This is a genomic window from Mesobacterium hydrothermale, from assembly GCF_035818635.1.
In the GTDB taxonomy this organism is placed as follows: Bacteria; Pseudomonadota; Alphaproteobacteria; order Rhodobacterales; family Rhodobacteraceae; genus Mesobacterium_A; species Mesobacterium_A hydrothermale.
The window spans coordinates 36,029-59,019 of the sequence record NZ_JAYLLH010000023.1; the positions used below are offsets into that span (position 1 = coordinate 36,029).

Below are 22,991 nucleotides of genomic sequence, written 5' to 3' on the forward strand. Positions count from 1 at the left end.
TCCCGATGTTGTCAGGGGGCCTGCTCGAACCCGATGGCCACCTGCCCGAACGGCCCGAAATCGGCCTCGATCCGCGACCCCGGCGGGCATTCAAGCGGCCGGATGAAAGACCCCGACAGGATCACCTGCCCCGGTTCGATCCGCTGGCCATACTGCCCCATCCGACGCGCCAGCCAGACGATGCCCATCACCGGATCGTTCAACACGCCCGCCCCCAGCCCGGTTTCCTCGACCACGCCGTCGCGGCTGACAATCGCCCCCGTCCAGCGCAGGTCCATCGCGTCCGGCGCGTGACGCGCAGCGCCCAGCACGATGCCGGCATTCGCGGCGTTGTCGGAAATCGTGTCGGTGATGATCCGCGCCTTGCCGGTCTCGGGGTCGATCCGCTTGATCCGGGTGTCGAGGATTTCCAGCGACGGCGCGACGTAATCCGTGGCCGCAAGCACATCATCCCGTGTCACGTCACCGTCAATCGGGACCTTCATGACAAAGGCGATCTCGGCCTCGACCCTTGGCTGGATGAACCGGCCCCTGGGCACGATCCCGTTGTTTTCAAAGACCATATCGTCGAACAACACGCCGCTGTCCGGCGTGTCGATCTTCAGCGCGTCCTGCATGGCGCGACTTGTCAGCCCGATCTTCCAGCCGATCACCCGCCGCCCCTGCGCCAGCTTGGCGGCCATCAGCGCGGTCTGCACGGCATAGGCATCGTCCATCGTCATGCCGGGATACTGCAGCGAGAGCAGGCCAATCTGGTGCCGCGTTTGCTCGGCCTGCAACAGCGCCTTTGCGGCGGCTTCCGCGTTGAAGGCTGTCATTCGTCCGCCACCCCGTTGCGCAGGATGCCGATCCCCTCGGCCTCGACCTCGATCACGTCGCCGGGCTTCAGCCAGATCGGCGGATCGAACCGCGCCCCGGCCCCCGTGGGCGTGCCGCAGACGATCACGTCGCCGGGCACCAGCGTGGTGAAGGTCGAGACGTAGTTCACGATATAGCGGAAATCGAACATCATCCGGCTGGTGCGATCGTGCTGGCGCACCTCTCCGTTCACGCGGGTTTCCAGCTTGATGTCGTCCAACTGTGCCGGATGGGTGAACGGCACCAGCCACGGCCCCATCGCCCCCGACCGGTCCCAGTTCTTTCCCTGCGTCACGTTGAATTTCGCATGCCGCACCCAGTCGCGGATCGTGCCTTCGTTGCAAAGGCTCAGCCCGGCGATGTGGTCATAGGCGTCGGCCCTTGCAATCCGGCGCCCGCCCTTGCCGATGACGATCACCACCTCGCCTTCATAGTCCAGCTTTTCGCTTTCCGGCGGGCGGATCAGGTCAGCCCCGTGGCCCACGAAACTGCCGGGAAAGCGGATGAACATCGACGGATAGGGCGGCGCGTCCTGCCCATCCTTGTATTCGGCGTTGCGGTCGGGAAAATTGACGCCGATGCAGATGATCTTTTCCGGGTTCGGAACGGGAATATCCAGCGTCACGGCGTCCAGCGGGTGATCCGCCGCGCGCCCCGCGGCCGCCTTGAACACCTGCTTCAGCGCGTCCGCCGCGATCACCTCTCGCAGGGTGGGCCATTGCGGAAAATCGCGGCCAAGGTCGATCACCCCCGCACCGGTGTGCAGGCCATAGCTTTGCCGCCCGTCACAGCTGAAGGTCACGAAATGCGGGGTCATCATGGCAGGCTCCTTGCGATTTCCGTGATGACGTCGAAGGCCGTGTCGGCGTCGGCCTCGGTCATGTCGAACTGTCCCGCCTGGAACCGGATCGCGCTGCGTCCGTCCACAAGCGTTTGGGTCAGGTAAATCCGCCCATCGTCGTTGATGGCGTTGACCAGCGCGATATTGCGCGCATCGCCGCCATCGACCCGGAACGAAAACAGCGACAGCATCGGTTCGGTCACGATCTCGAACCCCGGCGTGGCGCGCAGCTTTTCGCACAGGCCCCGCGACCAGGAAACATGGTTGCGGATCATTGTCCGCAACCCCTCAAGCCCATGGAACCGCAGCAGGAACCACAGCTTCAGCGCGCGGAACCGGCGGCCCAGCGGAATCGACCATTCGGAATAGTTGATGATCCCGTCCTTGCCGTGGGTCTTCAGATATTCCGGCTGAATCGCCAGCGTTTTGACCAGAATGTCGGGGTCGCGGATCAGATGCGCCGAACAGTCGAACGACGCCCCCAGCCACTTGTGCGGGTTGAAGACGACGCTGTCGGCCTGCTCGACCCCGGTCCAGAAATGCCGGTGCTCGGGGCAGATCATTGCCGCCCCGGCCCAGGCGGCGTCGACATGCACGTAAAGCCCGTGATTGTGCGCCACGGCGATCACCTCGGACAGGTCATCGCAGGCCCCCACGCTGGTCCCGCCAATGCAGGCGATCACCCCCGCAGGCGTCCGACCAGCGGCCTTGTCGGCCCGAATGGCGGCATCCAGCGCGACCGGGTCCATCCCCCGCAGCGCCCCGCCGGTCGGAATGCGCACAAGATTGTCCGCCCCGATCCCCGACACCCAGATCGCTCGGTCGATGGACGTATGCACCTGGTCCGACGCGTAGACCCGCAACGGGCTCTGCCCCGCCAGCCCCTGCGCGTTGCCCTGCCAGTCCAGCGCCTGTTCGCGCATCACCAGCACCGCGGCCAGCGTCGCGGAAGAGGCCGAATCCTGGATCACACCGGTAAATTCCGCCGGCAGGCCAACGGCATCCCGCAGCCATTCCATCATCCGGGTTTCCAGTTCCGTCGCCGCCGGAGAGGTCTGCCACAACATGCACTGCGCCGCCATCGCGGTTACAAGGTATTCCGCCACCACCGACACCGGCGCGGCATTGGCCGGGAAATAGGCAAAGAAGCGCGGATGCTGCCAATGGGTCATGCCCGGCTCGATGATCGTCTCGAACTCGGCAAAGATCTCCTCCATCGCTTGCCCGTGCTCGGGCGGCGCTGCGGGAATGGCCCGATAGATCTCGCCAGGCTCGACCTTTGGCCGCACCGGCTTGTCCCGCAATGACCGGCGATAGGCCGCGCCCCAATCGGCCGCCCGCCTTGACCAATCCTCAAAGTATTCCGGTGTCATCTTCGCACCCCCAATTCCTCATCATCTTGCCGGAAATATCCCGGGGGGTGTGGGGGGCTGGCCCCCCGCCACCACACTCAACAGCCCGCGCAAGACGGGATCAGGGTGCCACGATCGGCGTCGCCTTCAGCGTCGCCGCGACCGGCTCGACCCCGTCGAACAAAGACCCGTGTTCGAACCACGACCGCGGCGCCGGTGCGCCCCACAGGGTCTGGCGTTGCGGGTCCTTCAGGTCCCATTTGATCGCCTCCAGGTCCGGATCGACGGTCTGGTAGTCCGAACAGTAGATCTCGATCCGGTGGCCATCCGGGTCAAGGATATACAGGAAAAACGCGTTCGAGATTCCGTGCCGCCCCGGACCGCGCTCGATGTTGCCGACATAGCCGGTGGTGGCCATCAGGTCGAGCAGGTCGATGATGTTCAGCGGCGTCGGCACCCAGAACGCCGTATGGTGCACCCGCGGGCCAAGCCCGTTGGTAAAGGCGATGTCATGGACCCCCCCCTTGCGGTGGGTCCAGGCAGCCCAAAGCCGGCCGGTCTCTTCGTCCTCGGTATATTCCGTCACGCGGAACCCGATCCGGTTGTAGAAGGCGACCGCCTTGTCCACGTCGGGGACGAAACAGTTGAAATGGTCGATGCGCAACGGCTTTACGCCCTTGTAAAGCGCGTATTGCTGGTGGATCGGGGCCAGCCGGTCCATCTTGAAATAGAATTCCATCGGCGCGCCGAAACAGTCGTGGGTGCGCAAGGTGCGGCCCTGATAGGGCCGCGTGACCCAGGCCACGTCATGGCCCTGGGCTGCGAACCAGTCATGCGCCTTGTCCAGTTCGTCCTCGGAAAACACCTTGTAGGCAAGGTAGTCGACGCTGGCCTGTGCCTTCTTTTTCAGGATCAGGCAGTGGTGGCCGCGCTCTTCCATCGCGCGCAGATAGATCGTTTCGTCGTCCTCGTCGGTGACCTGAAGGCCCAGCGTATCGACATAGAACGCGCGGCTTGCGGCCAGGTCGGTCACGCCGAATTCGATATGGCTGAGGCGCAGGATGTTGAAGGGCGGGTAAAGGTTCGGGGCGGGAATGGGCATCGGGGTGCTCCGGGATCAGGGAAGTGTATGTCGCTACGCAGCGGTCGGCGGCCGGACGGTTCAGCCCCCCAGCCTGGGGATCTTGTGCGCCACGGTGGGCAGGCAGACGTTCACGGTTTCCATGTAGAAATCGAACGACCAGTCGCCGCCGTCGCGCCCGATGCCGGAATTCTTGACCCCACCAAAGGGCGTCGGCAGGTGGCGGACGTTTTCCGAATTCACCCAGATCATCCCAGCCTCCAGCCCGTCGGTCATGCGCAGGGCGCGGCCCAGGTCGTTGGTCCACAGATAGGCGGCCAGCCCGTATTCCACGTCATTGGCGATTTCCAGTGCTTCGGCCTCGTCCCTGAACGGGATCGCGGTCAGCACCGGGCCAAAGATTTCCTGCTGCGCAATCGCCATGTCATTGCGGGCCTGTGTGAACAGCGTCGGTCGCACATAGCATCCCGTGTCCCCCACCTTTTCACCGCCGGCGGCAATGGTCGCCCCTTCGGCGCGGGCCGTGTCGAAAAAGCTCAGCACCTTCTTTTCGTGCACCGGATGGATCAGCGGACCAACCACGGTTTCGGGATCCAGCGGGTGGCCCACCTTGATCCGGTTCGCAACCTCGGCCACGCGGGCGGTCACCGTGTCATAGATGCTGTCCTGCACCAGCAGGCGCGACGAGGACGTGCAGCGTTCGCCGTTCAGGGAATAGATCATGAAGGTCGCGGCATCGACGGCGCGATCGATATCGGCATCGTCGAACACGATCACCGGATTCTTGCCCCCCAGTTCGAAATGCACGCGCTTCAACGTCGCCGCCCCTTGCGCCATGATCATCGACCCGGTGCGTCCTTCACCGACAAAGGCAATCGCCTTGATCGCGGGATGCTCGGTCAACGCGCGGCCCGCGTCTTCGCCCATGCCGTTGACAAGGTTCCACACCCCTTTGGGCAGCCCGGCCTCTTCGGCGATTTCCACCAGCAGGCGGGCCGTCAGCGGGCTGAATTCGGCCGGTTTGTGAACCACTGTGCACCCTGCCGCCAGTGCCGGCGCGATTTTCCACGTCGACAGCATGAACGGCGTATTCCACGGCGTGATCACCCCCACCGGGCCGATCGGGCGGCGCGAGGTCATGTTGATCTGCGCGTCGTTCCGCAGTGTCTTGCCGTCTTGTGCCTCGGGTGCCTTGTCGGCGTAAAAACGGAAATTCTCGGCCCCCCGGATCGCGGCCTTGGCCATGAAGCGGATCGCCTGCCCCGTGTCCATCGATTCCACCAGCGCGATTTCATCGGCCCGCGCGGTGATCGCATCGGCGATCTTGTGCAAGAGCTTGTGGCGTTCGGCACCGGGCATGGCGCGCCAGTCGGCGAAGGCCGCCTTTGCCGCCCGGGCCGCAGCGTCCACGTCCTCTGCCCCCGACCGCGCAACCCGGGCCAGCACCTGGCCATCGACCGGCGAAATCGACTCGAACACCGCGCCAGAAACCGCCGGAACGGCCTGCCCACCGATGTGGTTCAGTACGCCGTCTTCTCGGAAACGCGCCAGATAGCCCTGCGCACGGGCCAGGTTGTCGTCGAATGTGGGCATGAAAACCTCTTAGCTCTTGCCCGACAGGCGGGCGTGGATCGGGGTGTCCTTCCAGCTGAGATCGGGGTTGATCACCCGGATTTCCAGCGACAGGGCAAAGTGCGGGGTGGACAGCACATCGGCCAGCCGGGCCTGCGCGGCGGCGAAAACCGTGTCGCCCGCCGCTTTCAGCGCCTCGGTCGTGCGGCCTGCGCCGACCGACAGCGTCATGGCGGCGAAATCGTTCTCCACCAGCCCGTCGGCGACGATGGCATGATCGGCGCGATGGGCCCGGACGCGGATGCCCGCAACCGGGAAGATCGCCGCGTCAATCATGGCGCCATGCAGCGCCCTGCACAGCGCAGCCATGTCGGTGCGGTCCGCCAGGCCGGCGGAATATTCGATGCTCAGATGCGCCACGGCTCCTCCTCCGCCTTATGTTAACATGTTAATTTAAGGACACCCTGTCAACCATTTCCTTGCGTTGTCGCGGATTTTGGCACAGGACAGAGGAAGACGCGAATGACAGATCCACGATATACCTTGACCCAAGACGACTTTCCCAAAGACGGGCTTCAGTTTTCCGAAACCCGCCGGTCGTTGCCAATGGCCCTGCTGATGGCGCGCGAAGCGGTGATGGAACGGTTCCGTCCCATGCTTCACGCGCTGGAGTTGACCGAACAGCAATGGCGCGTGCTGCGGGTGTTGCAGGAAAGCCCGGGCAGCGATGCCACCCTGCTGGCACGCAAGGCCTGCATCCTGGCGCCGTCGCTGACCCGCATGCTGAAGGCACTGGAGGCCCGCACGCTGATCACCATCGCGCGTGACCCGTCCGATGCCCGCCGCATGATCCTGAGCCTGAGCGAGGAAGGCCATGCGCTGCTGAAAGGCGCGGCACAAGACAGCGCCCGGCTGTATGGCGAGATCGAAACCGCCATCGGGCGCGAACGCCTGCACCATCTGCTGGACGAGATTGAGGCGTTGCTGGACCGGCTGGAGTAGCCACGGTCAGGAAACCCGCCATTGCCCTTTTTCGGCGCGCTTGCCACCATGGCCCCAGCAATCGCGAAAGGAATTCCCCATGCGCCTTGCCGCCCTTCTGATCGGCCTGCTTTGTCTTGCCCTGCCCGCCGACGCGGAAACCCGCGTTGCGCTGGTGATCGGCAATTCAGCCTACGAACGGGCAGGTCATTTGCCAAACGCAGCCAACGACGCGGTGCTGATTTCGCAAGGGTTGCGGTCGATGGGGTTCGATGTCACCGAATTGACCGACCTTGATGAAGACGGAATGGGCGACGCGCTGGATGCCTTTGCCGCCAAGGCCGCCGCATCGGATGTGGCCGCGTTTTACTTTGCCGGCCATGGGATGCAGTACGAACGGGTCAATTACCTGATCCCCGTCGATGCCAAACTGTCCAGCGCCGCCGCGATCCAGCGCGAAACCCTGTCGGTTGACCAGGTGATGCAGGCGCTGAACGCCGCGCCAATCTCGATGATCTTCCTCGATGCCTGCCGCAACAACCCCTTTGCCGAGGACCTGCTGTCCAAGGCGCAAAGCGAAGGCCGCAGCGTGAATGTCAGCCGCGGGCTGGCCGTGGTACAGGCCCAGGGCGACCAACTGGTGGTGTTTGCCACTTTGCCCAACGCGGTGGCCAGCGACGGCAGCCTTGGCAATTCGCCCTTTGCCCGCGCGCTCGACCGTCACATGAAGACCCCGGGGGTCGAGGTATCAGTGGTGATGAAACGTGTGACCGCCGATGTCATGGCCGAAACCGGTGGCGATCAGCGACCACAGCAACTGTCCCAGATGCAGCGCGAATTCTACTTCGCGGCACCACCCGGCGAAGCACCCCGTCCCGCCGTACCGGAACCGCTGCTGTCAGTCTATCCCGGCAAGGTCAGCGTGGGCGACGAGGTGGCGATGATCGCCGACCTGCCCCACGCCTGTGCGCCGTTCTTCTTTGCCCTGTCCCCCAGCGGCAAGTTCACCCCGATCCCGCGCCGATTCTTCAAGACGGTGGAACTGTCCAGCGGTCAGACACGCTATGAAATCTCGCCCGGGTCGCGCTATGGGTTGACCGTTTTGCCCGAGGACGAGAAAGGCCTCAACACCATCGGCTATATCTGCGAGCCGCCCGCAGGCACCGGCAACGACACCTTGAAAGCGCTGTTGCGGCAGGCGGTGGGCGCGGCCCGGCAAGGGTTGGAAGATGGCACGATCGAAGCCGCAGGCATCACCACGGGGTTTCAGGTGCGCCCCTTCACCATTCGGTAACTGCGCCTGCAAACAGCGCTACTTGGTTGGCACCAGCACCAGCTGCACCCGCCGGTTGCGTTCCGCGTAAGGGTCAGAGGGCACCGCGAGTTGCGAAAACCCAAACCCGACAGATCGGATGCGATCTGGCGGCACGCCGGCGGTCAGCGCCACGAATTGTGCCACGCTTTCGGCGCGGCGACGCGACAGGTCGCTGTTGTACTCGACCGAGCCCTTGGCATCTGTGTGCCCCATGAACACAAGCCGATAATTGCGGAAATCGTCCTGCCGCAGCACGGTCGACAATTCGACCAGTTGCGGCATCTGGTCAGGACGGATCGCATCGGAATTCCTGTCGAACAGCACTTCCAGGTCGATCGACGGCAGCGGATCGCTAGGCTTGACCGATGCCGCGGCGCCGGTCGACGCCGGTTGCGGGGCCACGTCCTCTCGGTCGATGATGCCAAGGTTGACCACATCGTCAATGCTGAAGGTCACGTCGGATTTGAACCCGCTGTCGGCGCAAGAGGCGGGGTTCTTCAGGCAATCGGCCATACCGCTGCGCTTGTCGATCTTGGGGGCGGCGGGTTCAGACGTTCCACCCAGGTCGAAATCGTCCAGCGTGATCACCGACTGCGCCCATCCGGGACTGGCCAACAAACAGGCGATGGCGGGGACGAATAGCGGTTTCATCGAAATCTCCGGTCTTGCAGTCGCGGGGTGACGCGAGGCTGGGCTTTGCTTTAACGTCGACAGTAAACCAGATGAAACCAGGATTCAAAATGCGTGTTCTTCTGCCCTTTCTGGTGATTTGGCTGTGCGCGCTGTCCCCCGCCAGCCAAGCCGCCGATATCGCCATCGACAATACCCTTCTGCAACGCATGGCCGGACTGACACGGATGTATCCCGTTCAGGGGCCTGCATCGGTTCAGGGCCGGCGCACGCCGGTTTTTCTGGCCGCCCCCAGCGCCTACAGCGACGCCGCGCCGGACGGGCTTGTCGGCGTAGGCGAAAGCTATGACATCATCCGCTTTGACGGCCCGGTGGTTCAAGGCGACGCCGAGAAACTGGCCCAGGTGCTGCGCGCGCCCACCGGCCACCCCGCAAAGTTCATCGTGTTCAACAGCCCGGGCGGCAATTTCCTGGAAGGCATCCGGATCGGAGAGGTCATCCAGGCCGATCTGGCCAGCCAGGATCCGTCGATCCGCGGGTTATACGTGCTGAATGGCGACGGCTGTCATTCGGCCTGCGCCGTGGCCTTTACCATGGGGGCAGACAAGCGTTCGGACGACACAAGGTTCATCGAATACGGTGCTGCGGTGGGATTTCACATGCCTTACCTGTCCGGCGACAAGGGCGACGGGCAAATCCCGATCAACGAGGCGATGGACCTCGCCTATGAAATCACCGCCGCCTACAACGTCATCATCACCGAAGGGCTGTCGCCCCCGGTATTGCTGCGCGACGCGCTGCGGCATCGGTCGGCGGACAGCCTGTTCATCCTGAGCGGCAATCTTCAGGCCTGGGCCTATGGATTTACGCCAGTGGCACGGAATCCGCTGATCCGGCCGCTTGGATGGTCTGGGATCACCCTGGCGGATGTGCAGGGGATGTGTTTTACCGCCTTTGCCGCCGGTCGCGGGTTCAAATCCGCTGCCGATCTGGAATTCGGGATTGTCGAAACCTATCCACACCCCGATGGCATGCTGCTGCAAGAGCTTGCCCAGCAGCTTGGCAGCGCCAGCGTCACCTTCACAACGCAAGGGGGCGCGCAATGCCAGATGTCCCTGCGCGACGACGGCACAATGGGCCTGCTGAGCTGGCAGGGAGGGGCGAATTGCCTGTCCGGGCGCGGCGGCCCGACACCCAGCATCGCCCCCTGCGCGTCCTTGCCCGGCGGGCTGAATACGGTGCGCGCTGCGCTTTTGGCCGATACCTTCGGCTGCAGCAACGGCGTGCAGGCGACCGCAGGGCTGAGCTGGTACAACGCGCTGAACAGCCCGCGCCTGCGGGATGACATGGTTTTCCCGATCCGGCAGCAAACCCGTGTGCTGCGCAATGTCAGCCTGCGCGACGCACCTGCAACCGGCGGCCAGCGCCTGACGGTGCTTGAGGCCGGGCCGCAGACCTATGCGATCACCGGCTGCCGGGTGACGAATGACGATCAGGCGTTGTGGCTGCAACTGGCCACACCCGACGGCACCGGCTGGATCAGCGCGCGCTTTGCCGCGCCGCCCGACGATCTTAAGTGGAACAGCCCGTTTGTGCCGCAACGGCCCTAGGGCATCAGGAACTTGCCCGAGACATACCCTGATTGCCGGCAGCGTCGCGCACGGCGTACCAAAGGGCGTTGCCCTCGACGCAGTGCGCAAGTTCGCCCTGAACCGCAGCGCTGAGCCCCGCATCGCGCTGGGTCTGGCAGGCGCGCGAACACCGCTGGACAAGGTCGCTGGCGCCAAGAAAGCTGACGCTGCCGGGATTGGTCAGCGTGACGGATGCGCCGCGGGCAATCTGCGAAACGACCTGCGTGTCGAACCCCGGCAGCTGCCGCAGATTGACGAATTCCTGCACGTTGATGATGCGCGCGCCGGGCGCGTTGAACCAGCATCCACGCTGCGCCAATTGGGCGGACGTCGGATCGGACCGAGCCGATTGCCCCGCCTCGGCATCCTGTTGGCGGCTGACCGCGTTGATCGCAGCCAGGGGCGTGGCGGGCGGCAGGATCGCCAGCATGTCCCGCACAAGGATGTTGAACGGCTCGATCATTGCCGTGTCCTCGGCGCAGCGGTCGGCGCCCCGTACGTTGCCTTCGATATCCGACGCGCCACAGATCACCATCCACGGATCATCGACCGGCCCGTCGAAACCCACCATGCATTCGTGCACCCCATCGCCGAACCGACTGCCCGACACCCGGAACCCGACACGGGCGTTGGGTTCGGCATAGGGCCGCGCGGCCGCCGGACCAAGCGTGGTGTCGTTGGGGTCATACCGGCTGTTCCAGATCGTCAGGTTGTCGCAAACCTGCACCGCCTGTGCCGGCCCAAGCACGCGGTTGACCTGCCAGCCATCGATCCCGATGCGCCAGCGCCCCGCCATACCCGTGGTGGTGATGAAGAAAAAATCGTCGCCGCGATGGGAAAACATCCGTTCGATCAGATCGGCGGGGACCATCGTGTCGGTCTGGCCATTGCGCCCGTTGGACAGCCGGATGAATTCCAGCGAGGCATCGACCGCCAGATCGAAGCTGCGCTCGACCGCTGCGGCGTCGAACTGCCCATCGCGCCCCAGCGAAAGCTGCGGTCGGTGGAACCCCAGTTGCGCCGTGAAATGCATGTTGCGATGCGACGACCGCCCGTTGCCGACCCCTTCGTAGAAATAGCGCGTGCCGGACATGAACAGCACGGCGCAGGCCGACAGGCACTGGGCCCCTTCCGGCAGTCGGGTACCGATACCCACATCATAAAAATGCGCCGCGATGCGCATCGCCTCGGCAAAGCTGCCACCGGGACTGTCGAGGCAGACAACCTGATGCGCGGTGGTCGGGTCCAGCGGCTCGGGCCAGACGCCGTCAAGTGCCTTGACCTTTTCCAGGTCCCCTGCCGCGATCGCGCCGGTCAGCCTTGCTGGACAGGCCCGGCTGTCGCCTTTTGTCACTGTCGCAGCCTGCGACACGCCCGCCGCAAACAGGGTCAGCAAAAGGGCAAGGCAGGTCCGAAACATGGCGGTTCTCCGGGCAATCATGTCTTTGCAAGACTTGACCGACCCCGCGTGCCCGGGTCAACCACTGGTATTGAGACCGGCCCGGACCTGCACCCCAGAGACACCGGGCAAGACGCCAACGCAAAGGACATGCGATGCGCAAGATACTGTTCCTGACCGACCTGCACATGACCGACGCGGGCCAGACCATCATCGGCCTTGACCCGGCAGAGCGGCTGGCCCGTGTGCTGGACCATGCCCTGGCCCACCATGGCGACGCGGCGCATGTTCTGATCCTGGGCGATCTTGCGCACCACGGCCGCCCGGCGGAATATGAACGACTGGCCGCGGTGATGGCGCGCTGTCCGCTGCCGATCACAGCCACGCTGGGCAATCACGACAACCGCGCCAATGCGCGGGCCGCGCTGCCGTGGCTTGCCCGTGACGATGCGGGGTTCGCGCAGGCCAGTTTCGGCTGGGGCGACACCCGCGTGATCGTGCTGGACACGCTGGACGAAGACGGCATCGCGCCGCATCACGGTGGCTACCTGTGCGGCACGCGGATGAACTGGCTGCGCCAGCAGTTGCACGAAACCCTGGAACCCAATCTTCTGGTCGCGCTACATCATCCGCCGCTGGTCACCGGATTCGACGGAATGGATGCGATCCACCTGTCCAACGCCCCGGAACTGGTCTCGATCTTGTCGCGGCAAGGGCGTCCGGCCCATCTGATCTGCGGGCATGTGCACCGCACCGTTTCCGGGCGGACCGGCGTGCTCAGCTATACCCTGTTGAAAAGCCCGTGCCACCAGATGCCGATGAAACTGGGCCCGGGCAGCAGCGGCCTTTCGGTGGACGAACCGGGCGCCTATGGCATCGTTCTGTTGCACGACAGTGGGCCGATCGTGCATACCGAAGATGTTTTCGATGCGCCAAGCTCTGTGGCCGAGGATCCGAAATCCGCCTGAGCCTGTCAATATTGGTCTGTTGTCCAGGAATTTGCGCGCCTCTAGCCTGACAATTATTAGAGGCTTTGCATGACCAACCAACGTACCAGACCAGTCGCGGGAACCGAACGTTTCATCCCTCAACACCTGCTTGAGTTCCTTGTGTCTCTGGAAACAACCCGAAGCACTAATGACGTTTGGGATCTGATCCTGGAACTGGCGCAGTCACTGCGTCTGACCGTGGTCGACTATGTCTATGCCACCGACTTCCGCAACTGGGAGCAGGCACAGTTCATTCGCACCACGTTTGACAGCACGTGGCTCGACTACGTCAAACAGTTCCCGCACATCCGGCATACGTCGAATTTCCGGATGCACGCGGTTCACAAGCTTACACCGATCATGGTGGGACCCGCGTATCTTGATGAAATGGGCGACATCAGCCCGGAAAAGCGTCGCCACGTCATGCTGTCTGCGAAAATGGGGCTACAAGCCGGCGTGGGTTTCCCCTTGCGCATGGGCGATCCGGGACAGGCGGCGGTCCTGGCCTTCGGTGGCGATTTCACCCGCGCGGAGTTTGACGCGCTGATGGCCGAACATGGCTGGACGCTGCATGCCGCGGCACTTAGCGCCCATACCCGCTATACCGAGTTGTTCAAAGCCGAGTTCATCGAGCGGAACGAATTGACCGAAAAGCAGAAAGAACTTGTGCGGCTGGTAGGCCAGGGTCTGATGGACAAGCAAATCGCACATGAGTTGGGGATATCGTTTTCCGCCGTGCGCCAGCGGCTAGCCGCCGTGCAGCAGAAGACCGGCGCACAGAACCGCGCCGATCTGGCTGCGCTGGCGATGCGCGTGGGACTGGTGGCCGACCCGCTGATCCGCGACCACCGCGACGATCTGACCGTTTTCCTGAGCATGGGGGACGGCAAGACCGGGCGAGAGGTACGCCCCGAACCGCCGGCGACCGCCGCGGAATAGCGCATCCCCCCTTGCCACCACGGCCCGATGCCGTAGCCTGCCAGGCGGAGGTTCCGCCATGGCAGGCCAACGCGACATATCCCGCGAACATCCGGCCTTTCGTACAGAAGGGCTGACCAAGACGTACGGCAGCGGCGGCGCGGCGGTGCACGCGCTGCGCGGGGTCGATCTTGAAATCCCGACCGGGGAAATGGTGGTGCTGCTGGGGCCTTCGGGCAGCGGCAAGTCGACGCTGCTGAACATCCTAGGTGGGCTGGACCGACCCAGCAGTGGCAGGGCCTGGTTCGAAGGCCAGCAACTGACCTCGATGAACGACACGCAGTTGACCCGCTATCGGCGCGACCATGTGGGGTTCGTGTTCCAGTTCTACAACCTGATGCCGTCGCTGAACGCGCTGGAAAACGTCGAACTGGTGACCGAGATCGCCAGCGACCCGATGACCGCGGCAGAGGCCCTGGACATCGTGGGCTTGAAAGACCGCCAGACACATTTTCCGTCGGAAATGTCCGGCGGGGAACAGCAGCGCGTGGCCATCGCCCGCGCCATCGCCAAGCGCCCGACGGTGCTGTTTTGCGACGAACCCACCGGCGCGCTGGACAGCACGACCGGGCGCGCCGTGCTGCGGGTCTTGCGCGATGTGAACGAAAACCTGGGCACCACGGTTTTGATCGTCACCCACGCCGCCGCCACGGCGGACATGGCCCACAGGGTGATCCATTTCGCCGACGGTGCGATCAGGGAAACCGTGGTCAACAAGACCCGCCTGTCCCCAGAGGAGATCGCGTGGTGAGCCCGCTGGACCGGAAACTGTTCCGCGATCTCAGGCGGATACGCGGGCAGGCCGGGGCGATTGCCGCCGTCATTGCGCTGGGTGTGATGATGATGGTGATGATGTCGGGACTGGTGAACACGCTGGATGAAACCCGGCAGGCCTATTACGACCGCTACCGGCTGGCCGATGTCTTTGCCCCGCTGACCCGCGCGCCCGCCCGGATGGTGGCGCGCATTGCCGCCCTTCCCGGCGTGGAAACCGCGGTGGGCCGCGTGGTGGGCAGTGCGCTTTTCGATACGCCAAAGGGCGAATTGCCGATCCGGGCGCGGGCACTGTCGTTGCCCGACCCCGATCAGATGCGGCTGAACGCGGTCTACCTGACCGCCGGGCAGTGGCCGGCGCAGGGATCGGAAAACGAGGTGCTGCTGCTGGAAGGCTTTGCCAAGGCGCGCGGGCTGGAACCGGGCGACGGGTTCACCGCCACGCTGAACGGGGTCAAGCGCGGCTTCCGGATCACCGGCCTCGCCCAGTCGCCAGAGTTTCTGTACACGACCCCGCCGGGTGAAATGGTGCCCGACGATGCGCGGTTCGCGGTGTTCTGGCTGCCTCGTGCGGCGATGGCCGCGCTGTACGACATGGATGGCGCGTTCAACGAGGCGCTGGTGGCCCTGCGCCCCGGTGCGGCGGAACCGCCTGTGCGGCTGGCCATCGACAAGCTGCTTGATCCCTTTGGTGGCACCGGAGCCTATGGCCGCGCCGATCACCCGTCGAACCGCTTCGTGAGCGAGGAAATCAACGGTCTGCGAACCTCGGCAACCTCGGTTCCGCCGATCTTCCTCGCCATTGCGGCCTTCCTTCTGTACATCGTGATTTCCCGCATGGTGCAGGCGGAACGCGAACAGATCGGGCTGTTGAAGGCCTTTGGCTATTCCGGGCTGGAGGTCAGCCTGCATTACCTGAAACTGGTTCTGACCATCGCCTTTGCCGGGGCGCTGTTGGGGGCGGTTGCGGGGATCGCGGCGGGCAATGGCATGGCCGTGATGTACCAGACCTATTTCAAGTTCCCCTTCCTTGTCTTCAGCGTCGATCCCGCCTCCTTCGTCATCGGGTTCGCCGTGGCGATCCTGGCCGCGTCGGGCGGCAGCCTGCTGGTGCTGCGCCGGGTCTTCCGGCTGACGCCCGCGGTGGCGATGCGCCCGCCAACCCCGCCGGATTACAGCCGGACGCTGGATTTGGCACATCTGATGCGCCGTTGGCTGGACCAGCCCAGCCGCATGGTGCTGCGCCGGATCACGCGCTATCCGGGCCGAATGTTCGGCGCGGTCATCGGCGTTGCGGCGGGCATGGCGCTGTCGGTTTCGACCCTGTCGATGATGGAGGGGTTCAACACCACCGTGGATCTGAGCTTTTCCGTCATGGACCGCTCCGACATGGCGGTCAGTTTCGCCCTGCCCCGGGGCGAGGACGCGGTGCTGAGCCTGCGCCGCACCCCCGGCGTGCTGTCCGCGGAACCCGTGCGTATTGTGCCCGCCATCCTGCGCAACGGGCCGCACATTTATCGGGGCAGCATCGAAGGCCGCGAACCTCACCCGCGCCTGAACCGCGTGATCGACCACAACGCGCGGCCCATCGACATGCCCCCCGCCGGCGTGATCCTTGCGCAGCCGCTGGCCGACATCCTGCACCTGAAGCCCGGTGATACGCTGATCGTCGAGGTGCGCGAAGGCCGCCGCCCGGTGCTGCGGATCCCGGTGGCAGGCATTGCGCAGACTTTGCTGGGTGCCCCGGCCTTCATGTCGCGCGCGGCGTTGAACCGGGCACTGAAGGAACCCGGCCGGGTGTCGGGCGCCTTTCTGACCGTCGATCAGGCGCAGGCCGACAGGGTCGCCGCCCGGATCAAGGACATGCCCGCCGTTGCCGGTGTCAGCCGCAAGGACGACCAGCGCGCCGCCCTGATCGAGCTGATGAACACCGGCCCCGGGTCAGTGCGGTTCATCATGCTGGCGGTGGCGGCAACGATCACCTTCGGCATCATCTACAACGCCGCCCGCATTGCCCTGGCCGAACGTGCCCGTGACATTGCCAGCCTGCGGGTGATGGGATTTGGCAAGGGCGAAGCGGCGTTCGTCCTGCTGGGGGAACTGGGCTTTGTCATCCTGATGGCCTTGCCGCTGGGGCTGGGGCTGGGACAGGGTTTGACCTATCTCATCGTCGTGGGCTTCAGCACCGATATTTATCAGATACCGGTCGTACATGACCCCGCCGCCCATGGCATGGCCGCGCTTGCCGTTCTGGCGGCGGCCCTGCTTTCGGGCTGGCTGGTCAAGCGCGACATGGACCGCGCCGACCTGATCGCCGCGCTAAAAACGAGGGACTGATGGCAGAGCACCGCAAAAGCCGCACCTGGACAACCGTGATTGCCGTGCTCATCGTGGCCGCGGGACTTGTTTATGCCTTCTGGCCGCGGGCGACGCTGGTCGATATCGGCACCGTCGGCCAAGGCCCCATGCGCGTGACCATTGATGAAGAGGGCCGCACCCAGGTGCGCAATGCCTATGTCGTGTCCACGCCGATCGCCGGGAAACTGCTGCGCCTGACCGCCGAGGTGGGCGATGACGTCATCAAGGGCGAAACCATTGTCGCACGGATGCAACCCAGCGCGCCGGCCATGCTGGACGTGCGCACCCGTGAACAGGCTGACGCAGGCGTCACCGCTGCGCAAGCCGCGCTGCGCGTGGCAGAGGCCGATGTGAACAAGGCCCGCGCCGATCGCGACCTTGCGCAAGCGGATTTCGACCGAACGCAAACCCTGTTCGGCAAGGGGATCGCCAGTCAATCCGCGCTGGACGCCGCCCGCCGCGGTCTGCGCGCGGCCGAGGCGACGCTGGACACCACGCGCGCCGCCGTGTCGATGCGCGTGGCCGAACTGAACAACGCACAGGCGCAGTTGCTGACCTTCGATGACAGGCAACTGGGCGAGGCCCTGCAGACCCAGGAAACCATCCCCCTGATGGCCCCGGCCTCTGGCACGATTTTGCAGGTCATGCAGGAAAGCGAAACCACGGTGGCGGCAGGCACGCCGATCATGGAAATCGGCGATATCGCTCGCGATCTGGAGGTGAGGGTCGATCTTTTGTCGACTGACGCGGTTCAGGTCCGCGTCGGCCAGCAAGTGCTGATCGACGACTGGGGCGGGCCGCAGATTCTGGGCGGAGAAATCCGCCATATTGCGCCTTTCGGGTTCACCAAGGTGTCCGCCCTGGGCGTCGAAGAGCAGCGCGTGACCACAACGATCCGCTTCACCGGTGCGCCCGAAGCCCGGGCCGGGTTGGGACACGGATTTCGGGTCGAGGCACGGATCGTGACCTGGAGCGCCGAGACTGCCGTTACGGTCCCGGCCTCGGCGCTTTATCGCAAGGGCGACGGCTGGGCGCTTTACGTGGTGGAAAATGGCACGGCGCAGGAACGAGAGGTTGCGGTAGAGGCCAACAACGGGCTGAGCGCCGCGATTTCCCGGGGCGTGACACCCGGCGATGCGATCATCCTTTATCCGCCTTCCGGGTTGCTGCCCGGCACCAAGGTTGCCCAGCGCCAGACCAATTGAACCCCTGCAGACCAATAACTTGACCCTCCTCCGTGCTGCCCCGCACGCGAGGTTGATCAAACTTGCGCTAAATCGCCAAAGCAGGCGCGGCCTGCCTTGAACGCTTTGTTAAACGAGCGCGCGTAGCACTTTGGGCAACACCCGGGTCGCCCTGTCCGGCCTGTGGTGAACCGATGCAACAAGGGGGTTCATACCTGATGCCCGAACAGATGCTTACGCATGCCCTGGCCGACCGCCGGCCGCGCAATGGTACCGATACGCTGCTGACCTTTCTGCAAGGGGCGGTGGGCAAACCCGTCTGCCTGTCCGTCGCCGCTGTCGACCGGATCGACAGCCTGCGCCTGCGCACCCTTCTCAGCGCGCAAGCCAAGTGGCGTAGTCTGGGGCTGGCCTTTGGCTTGACCGATATCTCTGACACGTTCCGCGCCGGCCTTGTACGGCTTGGGCTGCCGGAAACGCAGTTCGATCCGGAGCGCATCTGATGGTGGTCAAGGTTCTGGCAATCGATGATTCCCGCACGATCCGCGAACTTCTGCGCGCCACGCTGGAGGCGGAGGGTTTCGAATATAGCTGTGCCGAAGATGGCATCGAAGGGGTAGAAAAATTCCCCGAGGTGCAGCCCGATGTGGTCATCACCGATATCAACATGCCCCGGCTGGACGGGTTCGGCGTGATCGAACAATTGCGCGGGGACGTGGCAACCACTGTCCCGATCATTGTTCTGACCACCGAATACTCCGATGCGCTCAAGGCCCGCGCCCGGAAGGCCGGGGCAACGGGATGGATGGTAAAACCCTTCGACGACGAAAGCCTGGTGTCGATCCTGCGCCGGGTCGCGGGGTAGACCATGAGCAAATCCTCGATCCGCGATACGTTCTTCGAAGAATGCGAAGACCTGCTGGAAGCGCTGACCGAAGGGCTGACCGCGCTGGAACACGCCCCTGAAGACGACGAGGTTGTCAACGCCGTATTCCGGGCCGTGCATTCGATCAAGGGCGGTGCCGGGGCGTTTGGACTGCACGATCTGGTGTCCTTTGCCCACAGCTTCGAAACCGTGATGGACCGCGTCCGCGCCCGCGACCTGTCCATCGACCGCGCCTTGATGCGCATCTTTCACAAGTCCGGCGACAAGCTGGCAGACCTGGTCGAAGCCGCGCGTGACGAAAGCGCGTTCGACGCCACCGCACGCGACGCGGTTCTGAAAGAGCTGGAACCGTTCCTGGGCGATGCCCATGACGCGACCGAGGACGAGATGGACTTCGGGTTCGCCACCACGCCGATAGGGTTCGAAGCCGCGCCGCTGGAGTTGGATCCGGGGCTGGACCTGCCCAATCCCGGTCTTCCCGATGCAGCTGGTCGCTGCAGCTACCAGATTCTGTTCGTACCGTCGGCAGATCTTTATCGCCACGGTCACGAACCGTTGCTTGTGCTCGACCATTTGGCGGAACTGGGGCAGATCGAAACAACGCTGGATCTGCGGGCGGTGCCGGATTTCGACACGCTTGACCACTCCTCCCTGTATCCAGGTTGGACAATCCGCCTTGAAACCGACCGCGACCGCGCCGCGGTCGAAGACGTGTTCGAATTCGTTGAGGGACTGTGCCGGATCGAGATCGCAGAGGGAGATGAGATCCCCGATCCGGATCCGGAACCCGCGCTCCTACCCGTCGCGGCATACTGCGTCGAGGCGCCGGATGCCCCGGCGGATGCAGATCCCGCGACCACCCGGCCACAAGCACCAAGGGCCGACAGCGAACCGAACCGCGAGAGCCAGAAGGGACCGAAACCAACGCTGCGGGTCGATCTGGACCGGGTTGACCGGCTGATCAACGCGGTGGGGGAATTGATCATCAACCAGGCAATGATCAACCAATGTATCGAGGAACTGGAATTGCCGCCAACCTCGCAGATCCTGAACGAGATCGAGGACTACAAGCTGTTGGCCCGCGATATTCAGGAGGGCGTGATGGCAATTCGCGCACAACCGGTCAAACCGCTGTTCCAGCGCATGGCCCGCATCGTGCGCGAAGCATCAGAAGCAACCGGAAAACAGGCGCGGCTGACCACGCTGGGCGAAAACACCGAGGTCGACAAGACCGTGATCGAACGGCTGGCTGACCCGCTGACCCACATGATCCGCAACGCGGTGGACCACGGGCTTGAAACGCCCGACGTACGCAGGGCCGCAGGAAAGGACGCCAGCGGCACGATTCGTCTGTCCGCTGCGCACCGGTCGGGTAATGTGATCCTGGAAATCGCCGATGACGGCGCTGGCATCAACCGCCCTGCCGTGCGGCGGAAGGCCATCGAAAAGGGCCTGATTGCACCGGATGCGGACCTGACCGACGGCGAAATCGACAACCTGCTGTTTGCGCCGGGCTTTTCGACCGCGGCTGAAATCTCCAACCTGTCGGGCCGTGGCGTCGGCATGGACGTGGTCAAGAACGCCGTGCAGAAACTGGGCGGGCGTATCACCGTCACATCGACGGACGGCGAAGGGTCGACCTTTGCCATCATCCTGCCGCTGACTTTGGCGGTGATGGACGGATTTGTGGTGTCGGTCGCCGATCAGACCATGGTTGTCCCGATCTCTTCAATCCTGGAAACCGTCAGCGCGTCGGCAAACGACATTCACATCATGGGTCACAACGAACGGCTGCTGCTTTTGCGCGGGCGCTATATTCCCATTGTCGATGTGGCGCAAAGCCTGCAACTGACCGGCCCATCACCGACCGAAACGCCGATTTACCTGATCGTGCAGAACGAAGGTATGGGGCTCAGCGCACTGGAAATCGGCGAGATCCACGATCAGCGCCAGATCGTGGTGAAGAGCCTCGATTTTCAGCAGGGGTCCATCCCCGGCATTTCTGCCGCCACCATCCTGGGCGATGGCAAAATAGCCCTGATCCTCGACACCGAAGAAATCGCCACCCGCAACGCCCCCAGTTCGCAGGACGTGATGTCCATGCTCCAATTCACGGGATTCGAAGATGTCTGAAGCCGCTGAACTTACCGTCGACGAGACAGAGGAATTCGTAACCTTCAACGCCGGGGATCAGATGTTCTGCATCAAGATCACCCAGATCCGAGAAATACGCCGCTGGGCACCTGTCACGGCGCTTCCGCACACCCCGCCCGACGTGCTGGGTGTGATGAACCTGCGCGGAGCGGTGATCCCGATCATCGACCTGTCGGCTCGCTTTGGCTTTGGCCCGACCGAGCCGCGTGAACGAAACGTGGTGATCATCGCCATCCACGGAGACAGCAGCGTTGGCATGTTGGTGCAGTCGGTTTCGGAAATCCTGTCAATCGCGCAAGGCCAGGTGCAGGACACCTCCGAGGTCCGCACCAGCGCCAGTTCCAATTACATCACCGGGATCATCTCAAGCAATGACACGATGATCCGGGTGATCGACCTTGATGCCGTACTGGGAAAGCCGTTCTGAAATGCCGCGCCCGTCTTTTCCAGACATGACTTCGGCCGAATTCGACAGTCTTGCCGGGTTCGTCAAGTCGCAGATCGGCTTGCACCTGCGGCCTGAAAAGCGCGCCCTTGTCGAATCACGGCTGGCCAAGCGGGTTGCGTCCCTGGGGTTGCCCGGGTTCATGGCCTATCTTGACGCCCTGAAACAGAACGCGCTTCCTGATGAAATGGAGGCGCTGTCCCAGGCGTTGACGACAAACGTCACTGCTTTCTTTCGCGAAAGCCACCACTTCCAGACGCTAAAGCAGGTGGCGGAACGGGATTTTGCCCTGCGGCTTGAGCGCGGTGAACAGGTCCGGATCTGGTCTGCGGGCTGCTCAACCGGGGCCGAGCCTTATAGCATCGCCATGACCCTCCGCGATTGTCTGTCCGATCTGGCGCTGACGCGGGTGCGGATCCTGGCAACCGATATCGACACCAACGTGCTGGCAAAGGCTCGCAGCGGGCTCTACGGCGCAAGAGAGACGGAAGCGCTGCCTCAGGAAACTCTGGACCGGCATTTCATCCGCGAAACCGGAGGCCACCGCATTTCGGCACAACTGCGCGAAATGGTCCGGTTCAACCCGCTGAACCTGATTGCCCCCTGGCCGATGCGCCGGGACTTCACAGCGGTCTTCTGCCGCAACGTGGTGATCTATTTCGACGGGGAAACGCAGGCCCGGCTGTGGCAACGCATCCTGGCCCAGATCGAGCCCGGCGGTCACCTGTTCATCGGCCATAGTGAACGGCTGGACCCGGCGGCGCTAAAAGCCGTGACTTCGACCGGGGTCACGACCTACCGAAAATCATAAGCAGCGGGAAAGAGACATGAAATCAATGCGGGCCTTGAAGCTTTTTGTGGTGGATGACATGGCCACCAGCCGCGGGTTGATCACCCAGGCGCTGGATGAAATCGGTCTGGCCAACTATGAAACCGAAGCTGATCCGCGTGTGGCGTTGCAGGCGATCCTGCGCAACCCTGTGCATCTGGTTCTGTCGGATTTCAACATGCCGGGCATGTCGGGGCTGCAACTTCTGGAACAGCTGCGACGCACCCCCGCCACCAAGAACATCGGCTTCATTTTGATCACCGGGCGTCCGTCGCCCGAAATCGTGGCCGAGGCACAGCGGCTGAAACTGAACAACCTGATCAAGAAACCCTTCACTGCCGATGCGATGCGCAAGTGCATCGAGGCGGTGACCGGTCCGCTTGCAGCGTAAGGAGCGGGCCGATGCTGGACTATCTAAAGATGTGCGCACGGGAATTGCAGTTGATCCAGGCGCAGTTCCAGGCGTTCGAGGACGAGCTTTACTCGAACCCCGAGATCGCTGGTCAAATGCCCCGACTTGATCCGACCCTGACCCAGGGGTTCGACCGGTCATTGCAGGAAATGGAATTCATCGCGGGGTTCCTGGAAATGGCCGGTGAAAGCGAAAATTGCAACGACCACAGCCGGATGGCCGAATATCTTCAAACCTCTCGTTTCGTAAGTATGGCGTCAAAATTCCAGCAGCCCGAATGACCCCGGACCGCCGCGACGACCCATGGTGCAAGGAAGACCAA

General features: G+C 63.7%; 23 protein-coding genes. 15 read left to right on the top strand and 8 right to left on the bottom strand.

Annotated elements, in window-relative coordinates:
* Positions 1–11 precede the first annotated feature (11 nt).
* From hpaH to VK792_RS14530, 6 genes are all read right to left on the bottom strand, one after another.
* Entirely contained in the window at positions 12–818 is an 807-nt protein-coding gene (gene hpaH, locus VK792_RS14505) for a 2-oxo-hept-4-ene-1,7-dioate hydratase (protein WP_326298317.1), read from the bottom strand.
* Positions 815–1,675 (bottom strand): fumarylacetoacetate hydrolase family protein, encoded by an 861-nt coding sequence (locus tag VK792_RS14510; RefSeq protein WP_326298362.1) that lies wholly within the window; start codon positions 1,673–1,675, stop codon positions 815–817. Before VK792_RS14510 ends, hpaH begins: the two co-directional genes overlap by 4 nt.
* Positions 1,675–3,072 (bottom strand): pyridoxal phosphate-dependent decarboxylase family protein, encoded by a 1,398-nt coding sequence (locus VK792_RS14515; RefSeq protein WP_326298318.1) that lies wholly within the window; start codon positions 3,070–3,072, stop codon positions 1,675–1,677. Before VK792_RS14515 ends, VK792_RS14510 begins: the two co-directional genes overlap by 1 nt.
* A 100-nt stretch (positions 3,073–3,172) precedes the next feature.
* On the bottom strand, positions 3,173–4,153 hold the full coding sequence (gene hpaD / locus VK792_RS14520) for a 3,4-dihydroxyphenylacetate 2,3-dioxygenase (RefSeq protein WP_326298320.1): 981 nt from the start codon (positions 4,151–4,153) through the stop codon (positions 3,173–3,175).
* 60 nt (positions 4,154–4,213) lie between these two features.
* Positions 4,214–5,725, bottom strand: a complete 1,512-nt coding sequence (gene hpaE / locus VK792_RS14525) for a 5-carboxymethyl-2-hydroxymuconate semialdehyde dehydrogenase (protein WP_326298321.1) — start codon at positions 5,723–5,725, stop codon at positions 4,214–4,216.
* Between the two features lie 9 nt (positions 5,726–5,734).
* A complete protein-coding gene (locus VK792_RS14530; protein ID WP_326298322.1) occupies positions 5,735–6,124 on the bottom strand; it encodes a 5-carboxymethyl-2-hydroxymuconate Delta-isomerase in 390 nt (129 codons plus the stop codon).
* A gap of 102 nt (positions 6,125–6,226) precedes the next feature.
* Between VK792_RS14530 and hpaR the strand changes: the two genes are divergently transcribed.
* Positions 6,227–6,706 (top strand): homoprotocatechuate degradation operon regulator HpaR, encoded by a 480-nt coding sequence (gene hpaR / locus VK792_RS14535; RefSeq protein WP_326298324.1) that lies wholly within the window; start codon positions 6,227–6,229, stop codon positions 6,704–6,706.
* Between the two features lie 79 nt (positions 6,707–6,785).
* Entirely contained in the window at positions 6,786–7,979 is a 1,194-nt protein-coding gene (locus VK792_RS14540; RefSeq protein ID WP_326298326.1) for a caspase family protein, read from the top strand.
* Between the two features lie 18 nt (positions 7,980–7,997).
* On the opposite strand, the gene VK792_RS14545 is transcribed toward VK792_RS14540, so the two are convergent.
* Positions 7,998–8,651, bottom strand: coding sequence for an OmpA family protein (locus VK792_RS14545; protein ID WP_326298327.1), 654 nt, complete (start codon positions 8,649–8,651; stop codon positions 7,998–8,000).
* An 89-nt stretch (positions 8,652–8,740) separates the two neighbouring features.
* Between VK792_RS14545 and VK792_RS14550 the strand changes: the two genes are divergently transcribed.
* The gene (locus VK792_RS14550; RefSeq protein ID WP_326298329.1) at positions 8,741–10,240 is read left to right on the top strand and encodes a hypothetical protein; all 1,500 of its coding nucleotides are present in this window, start codon (positions 8,741–8,743) and stop codon (positions 10,238–10,240) included.
* Between the two features lie 4 nt (positions 10,241–10,244).
* On the opposite strand, the gene VK792_RS14555 is transcribed toward VK792_RS14550, so the two are convergent.
* A complete protein-coding gene (locus tag VK792_RS14555) occupies positions 10,245–11,681 on the bottom strand; it encodes a hypothetical protein (RefSeq protein WP_326298331.1) in 1,437 nt (478 codons plus the stop codon).
* A 134-nt stretch (positions 11,682–11,815) separates the two neighbouring features.
* Here VK792_RS14555 and VK792_RS14560 point away from each other — a divergent pair, with 134 nt between their 5' ends.
* From VK792_RS14560 to VK792_RS14615, 12 genes are all read left to right on the top strand, one after another.
* Positions 11,816–12,628, top strand: coding sequence for a metallophosphoesterase (locus VK792_RS14560; protein ID WP_326298332.1), 813 nt, complete (start codon positions 11,816–11,818; stop codon positions 12,626–12,628).
* A gap of 69 nt (positions 12,629–12,697) precedes the next feature.
* Complete coding sequence (locus tag VK792_RS14565; RefSeq protein ID WP_326298333.1) at positions 12,698–13,588, top strand: helix-turn-helix transcriptional regulator; 891 nt, start codon at positions 12,698–12,700, stop codon at positions 13,586–13,588.
* Positions 13,589–13,646: 58 nt separating this feature from the next.
* Complete coding sequence (locus tag VK792_RS14570) at positions 13,647–14,378, top strand: ABC transporter ATP-binding protein (RefSeq protein ID WP_326298335.1); 732 nt, start codon at positions 13,647–13,649, stop codon at positions 14,376–14,378.
* Positions 14,375–16,738 carry an ABC transporter permease gene (locus VK792_RS14575; protein WP_326298336.1) on the top strand — a complete coding sequence of 788 codons (2,364 nt, stop codon included), beginning with the start codon at positions 14,375–14,377 and terminating at the stop codon, positions 16,736–16,738. Before VK792_RS14570 ends, VK792_RS14575 begins: the two co-directional genes overlap by 4 nt.
* Positions 16,738–17,964, top strand: coding sequence for an efflux RND transporter periplasmic adaptor subunit (locus tag VK792_RS14580; RefSeq protein ID WP_326298338.1), 1,227 nt, complete (start codon positions 16,738–16,740; stop codon positions 17,962–17,964). Before VK792_RS14575 ends, VK792_RS14580 begins: the two co-directional genes overlap by 1 nt.
* Positions 17,965–18,173: 209 nt before the next feature.
* Positions 18,174–18,446, top strand: a complete 273-nt coding sequence (locus VK792_RS14585; RefSeq protein WP_326298340.1) for an STAS domain-containing protein — start codon at positions 18,174–18,176, stop codon at positions 18,444–18,446.
* Positions 18,446–18,808 (top strand): response regulator, encoded by a 363-nt coding sequence (locus VK792_RS14590; RefSeq protein ID WP_326298342.1) that lies wholly within the window; start codon positions 18,446–18,448, stop codon positions 18,806–18,808. The genes VK792_RS14585 and VK792_RS14590 overlap by 1 nt, the downstream gene beginning before the upstream one ends.
* A gap of 3 nt (positions 18,809–18,811) precedes the next feature.
* Complete coding sequence (locus tag VK792_RS14595) at positions 18,812–20,962, top strand: chemotaxis protein CheA (RefSeq protein ID WP_326298344.1); 2,151 nt, start codon at positions 18,812–18,814, stop codon at positions 20,960–20,962.
* Positions 20,955–21,410 (top strand): chemotaxis protein CheW, encoded by a 456-nt coding sequence (locus VK792_RS14600; protein ID WP_326298346.1) that lies wholly within the window; start codon positions 20,955–20,957, stop codon positions 21,408–21,410. The genes VK792_RS14595 and VK792_RS14600 overlap by 8 nt, the downstream gene beginning before the upstream one ends.
* Before the next feature lie 25 nt (positions 21,411–21,435).
* Positions 21,436–22,239, top strand: coding sequence for a CheR family methyltransferase (locus VK792_RS14605; protein WP_326298348.1), 804 nt, complete (start codon positions 21,436–21,438; stop codon positions 22,237–22,239).
* 16 nt (positions 22,240–22,255) lie between these two features.
* Positions 22,256–22,648, top strand: a complete 393-nt coding sequence (locus VK792_RS14610; RefSeq protein WP_326298350.1) for a response regulator — start codon at positions 22,256–22,258, stop codon at positions 22,646–22,648.
* 11 nt (positions 22,649–22,659) lie between these two features.
* Positions 22,660–22,950 (top strand): hypothetical protein, encoded by a 291-nt coding sequence (locus VK792_RS14615; RefSeq protein WP_326298352.1) that lies wholly within the window; start codon positions 22,660–22,662, stop codon positions 22,948–22,950.
* The last annotated feature ends 41 nt before the right edge of the window (positions 22,951–22,991 follow it).

Bases quoted from the DNA above. Each gene is read 5' to 3' on its own strand.
- VK792_RS14540 (WP_326298326.1), top strand. From the start codon at position 6,786: ATGCGCCTTGCCGCCCTTCTGATCGGCCTGCTTTGTCTTGCCCTGCCC.
- VK792_RS14615 (WP_326298352.1), top strand. From the start codon at position 22,660: ATGCTGGACTATCTAAAGATGTGCGCACGGGAATTGCAGTTGATCCAG.
- VK792_RS14560 (WP_326298332.1), top strand. From the start codon at position 11,816: ATGCGCAAGATACTGTTCCTGACCGACCTGCACATGACCGACGCGGGC.
- VK792_RS14590 (WP_326298342.1), top strand. From the start codon at position 18,446: ATGGTGGTCAAGGTTCTGGCAATCGATGATTCCCGCACGATCCGCGAA.
- VK792_RS14580 (WP_326298338.1), top strand. From the start codon at position 16,738: ATGGCAGAGCACCGCAAAAGCCGCACCTGGACAACCGTGATTGCCGTG.
- VK792_RS14605 (WP_326298348.1), top strand. From the start codon at position 21,436: ATGACTTCGGCCGAATTCGACAGTCTTGCCGGGTTCGTCAAGTCGCAG.
- hpaD (WP_326298320.1), bottom strand. From the start codon at position 4,153: ATGCCCATTCCCGCCCCGAACCTTTACCCGCCCTTCAACATCCTGCGC.
- VK792_RS14585 (WP_326298340.1), top strand. From the start codon at position 18,174: ATGCTTACGCATGCCCTGGCCGACCGCCGGCCGCGCAATGGTACCGAT.
- VK792_RS14565 (WP_326298333.1), top strand. From the start codon at position 12,698: ATGACCAACCAACGTACCAGACCAGTCGCGGGAACCGAACGTTTCATC.
- hpaH (WP_326298317.1), bottom strand. From the start codon at position 818: ATGACAGCCTTCAACGCGGAAGCCGCCGCAAAGGCGCTGTTGCAGGCC.
- VK792_RS14550 (WP_326298329.1), top strand. From the start codon at position 8,741: ATGCGTGTTCTTCTGCCCTTTCTGGTGATTTGGCTGTGCGCGCTGTCC.
- VK792_RS14515 (WP_326298318.1), bottom strand. From the start codon at position 3,072: ATGACACCGGAATACTTTGAGGATTGGTCAAGGCGGGCGGCCGATTGG.
- hpaR (WP_326298324.1), top strand. From the start codon at position 6,227: ATGACAGATCCACGATATACCTTGACCCAAGACGACTTTCCCAAAGAC.
- VK792_RS14610 (WP_326298350.1), top strand. From the start codon at position 22,256: ATGAAATCAATGCGGGCCTTGAAGCTTTTTGTGGTGGATGACATGGCC.
- hpaE (WP_326298321.1), bottom strand. From the start codon at position 5,725: ATGCCCACATTCGACGACAACCTGGCCCGTGCGCAGGGCTATCTGGCG.
- VK792_RS14510 (WP_326298362.1), bottom strand. From the start codon at position 1,675: ATGACCCCGCATTTCGTGACCTTCAGCTGTGACGGGCGGCAAAGCTAT.
- VK792_RS14600 (WP_326298346.1), top strand. From the start codon at position 20,955: ATGTCTGAAGCCGCTGAACTTACCGTCGACGAGACAGAGGAATTCGTA.
- VK792_RS14545 (WP_326298327.1), bottom strand. From the start codon at position 8,651: ATGAAACCGCTATTCGTCCCCGCCATCGCCTGTTTGTTGGCCAGTCCC.
- VK792_RS14555 (WP_326298331.1), bottom strand. From the start codon at position 11,681: ATGTTTCGGACCTGCCTTGCCCTTTTGCTGACCCTGTTTGCGGCGGGC.
- VK792_RS14570 (WP_326298335.1), top strand. From the start codon at position 13,647: ATGGCAGGCCAACGCGACATATCCCGCGAACATCCGGCCTTTCGTACA.
- VK792_RS14595 (WP_326298344.1), top strand. From the start codon at position 18,812: ATGAGCAAATCCTCGATCCGCGATACGTTCTTCGAAGAATGCGAAGAC.